Source organism: Capnocytophaga sp. oral taxon 329 str. F0087 (assembly GCF_000213295.2).
Classification (GTDB): Bacteria; Bacteroidota; Bacteroidia; order Flavobacteriales; family Flavobacteriaceae; genus Capnocytophaga; species Capnocytophaga leadbetteri_A.
This window is the reverse complement of sequence record NZ_KN390082.1, coordinates 1-2862: the sequence shown is the minus strand read 5'-3', so window position 1 is coordinate 2862 and position 2862 is coordinate 1. Positions and strand designations below refer to the sequence as shown.

At 37.7% G+C, this 2862-nt stretch carries 4 protein-coding genes; 2 read left to right on the top strand and 2 right to left on the bottom strand.

The genetic code is table 11. The features are described 5' to 3' along the window. Positions 1–473: deoxyhypusine synthase family protein (locus HMPREF9074_RS11390; RefSeq protein WP_034540948.1), on the top strand; the 473-nt coding region annotated here is incomplete at its 5' end. A 60-nt stretch (positions 474–533) separates the two neighbouring features. Here HMPREF9074_RS11390 and HMPREF9074_RS11385 read toward each other — a convergent pair. After that, positions 534–1064: an O-methyltransferase gene (locus HMPREF9074_RS11385; protein ID WP_009390707.1), complete on the bottom strand. Its 531-nt coding sequence runs from the start codon at positions 1062–1064 to the stop codon at positions 534–536. A gap of 289 nt (positions 1065–1353) precedes the next feature. On the opposite strand from HMPREF9074_RS11385, the gene HMPREF9074_RS11380 reads away from it, so the two are divergent. Then, positions 1354–2457, top strand: a complete 1104-nt coding sequence (locus HMPREF9074_RS11380) for a tyrosine-type recombinase/integrase (RefSeq protein WP_009390705.1) — start codon at positions 1354–1356, stop codon at positions 2455–2457. A 225-nt stretch (positions 2458–2682) separates the two neighbouring features. On the opposite strand, the gene HMPREF9074_RS12760 is transcribed toward HMPREF9074_RS11380, so the two are convergent. Beyond that, on the bottom strand, positions 2683–2862 hold a 180-nt coding region (locus tag HMPREF9074_RS12760), incomplete at its 5' end, for a hypothetical protein (protein WP_034540942.1).

Here is a 2862-nt window from a genome sequence, read left to right as displayed (position 1 = left end):
CTAAAAACTCTTGGATATTGGCAGCTGCCGAAAGAAATCTGCCTATCATATGTCCAGGTTGGGAAGACTCTACTACCGGTAATATCTTTGCTGCCAACGTAATAAAAGGCAATCTAAAAGCCTCAACAGTAAAGACTGGTATCGAGTATATGATTTACCTAACAGAGTGGTATAGAGCTAATTCAGGCGGTAAAGGTGTAGGTTTCTTTCAGATAGGGGGCGGTATAGCCGGCGATTTCCCTATTTGTGTAGTACCTATGATGTATCAAGATTTGGAATGGGAAGATGTTCCTTTCTGGTCATATTTCTGCCAGATTTCAGACTCAACTACTAGTTATGGTTCTTATTCAGGGGCAGTGCCTAATGAGAAGATAACTTGGGGTAAATTGGCGGTAGATACACCTAAGTATATAGTAGAATCAGATGCTACCATAGTAGCACCACTTATTTTTGCCTATCTATTAGGAAAATAGTTCTTGCATAAAAGTAGAAAAAGCTGCTAAAACAATGATTTTTAGCAGCTTTTTTTGTTTTTAAGGTCTTATATAAAAGCCCTCTTTACCTTGTTCTTTTCGCACGAACACATAGCCCTGCACATATACATCTACATAAGCTGTTACCCTTTCATCTGCTATAAGTTGTTGCCATAAGGGCTCTTTTTCTTTCTGATGAATGTTATTAATTACTAAAATACTATCGTTGTGCAATAGAGGTAAATAATCTCTCAAATCGGCATTCGCAGGAGGGTGATTGACAAAAATAAGGTCAAAAGTATCGCGACTGCTTGAGGTACTAATACAGCAGCAAGTGTCGATATTAGAAAGATTTTTTATGGAAGTATCGTCTGTAAGTATATGGTAGGCACTAAAGTAACGAATGATTTTTAATAGCAAACGCACTTGCAGATTAGACAAGGTAGTAGAAGAGTGTTTTAATTCTTTTTTAGGTATTAGTTGTTTGTTATACAAACATTTAGTAACAAAATTGTACACAAAAGGAGAGTGTACACCGTGCTGGTTAGTAGATTTAAGCAAGAATTGAAGGTAAGAAAATAATGCCAACATATATCTGTTTTTTAGGAGACAAAGGTACATTTATAATATGAAAAACACAAAATATTAAAAAAATAATTTGCATAGTAAAAATATAAATTGTATATTTGCCTGCTATGAAAGAGATAATTACGAAAAACCTTGTAAGTGGTTGGAAATAAGTGACTTATCTTCAGTATTTTAAAAGTGCTGTGTCAGTATTGTGACACTATTTATTACGGTAAGTTAGGGGCTATAATCGTGCATAGCCCTTAATAAAAAAATGCCTAAAAATCAAAAGAATGTCTTCTATTAGGATATTGTGGGCTTTAAGCCTGCTGAACTGCGCATTGGGGTTGATTGGCTCATAGTATACTATGCCCGTAACCCCCTAACAGGGCTATTAGAACGCTTCCGCAACCGCGTGCCTAAAATGGCTAACAAAAAAGAACGTACTAAATACGCCCAGAAAATGATTTATAACCTCAATGAAAAACTGTATGCGGGCTGGTCTCCTTTCGAGGAAATGGACGATGTGAGCCTAAAACAAATTAAGGACTGTGTGGAAATGTACCTTAAAACCATTGAAAAGGAGACTAAAGACGGCGTAAAACGAGATAGCTCACTTAGAACTATACAAACATTTATACGCCTATTCTTGAAGTTTATAAACGAAAAATACAAACAAGCGGTGTTTATATCGCAGATAGATATTCGTGTCATAAATCACTTCTTAGATGATGTTTACCTTAAAAAAAATACCAGTGTACATACTTATAACTCTTACCTTATGAGGCTGCGCGCTTTCTTCAATTTTTGCATATCTAAGGGCTTTATAAGCAAAAACCCTGCAGAGGGTATAAAAAGCAAGCGCGTAACCGAAAAAACGCGCGTAGTACTCAACGATAAGGAAAAAGAACGCTTGGCACGCTTACGCTATGATGATTTTCACTTATATGTGCTGTGTATGACTACTTATTACTGCTTTATCCGCCCTAAAGAATTGCTTATGCTGAAAGTAGGCGATGTGAATTTAGAAAAAGGGTATATAACTATTCCGGCTGAAGTGGCTAAAAACCGCAAAACTGAAAGTGTGACCATTCCTAATCTGTTTTTGCCTGACCTGCAAGCGCATATTGGCAAGGCAACGGCTGATTGCTATTTGTTTGGCTGGAAGTGGCAAGCTAATACAAAAAAGGCTACCCGTTTAGACTATCATTGGGATAAGATAAAGGAAAAGTATGACTTTCGCAAAGAGGTTCAGTTTTATTCGCTGAAAGATACGGGTATTACAGATATGCTGAATGCCGGAGTACCTGCTATAAAGGTACGCGACCAAGCACGGCACTCTGACCTTAAAATTACTGAAGTGTATACCACCCGCAATAAGTTTGCTGACGAGGTGGTGAAGAATATACAATACTGACACGCAGCTGACACGAGGTGGCGGAACTTTTAAAAAAAGTTGCAACTCTTGCAACCTTGCAACCTTGTGTATTTAAGTAGTTGATTTTCAGTACTTTTTTATGCTGATGATAGGCTAAAGAAGTTGCAACCACGCCTAAAAAAGTTGCAACCTCCTATTAAAAAAAGTTGCAACCTTGCAACCAATAATAAAAAAACTCCAGCCTTACGTGGCTGGAGCGTGGCACTACTTGCGGCGGCTGCTTGTCTTGCGAGCCTTTGGCTTAGGGGTTACTCTTACAGTAATAGTTACTGGTACGGTTACCTTGCGGGTAGTGCGTGAGGGGCTTTTTGTCTTCTTTGTTGCCATTGGAATATATTTATTGGTTATTAAAATTGTTTTACAAGGTAGCTGAATATATAGGGT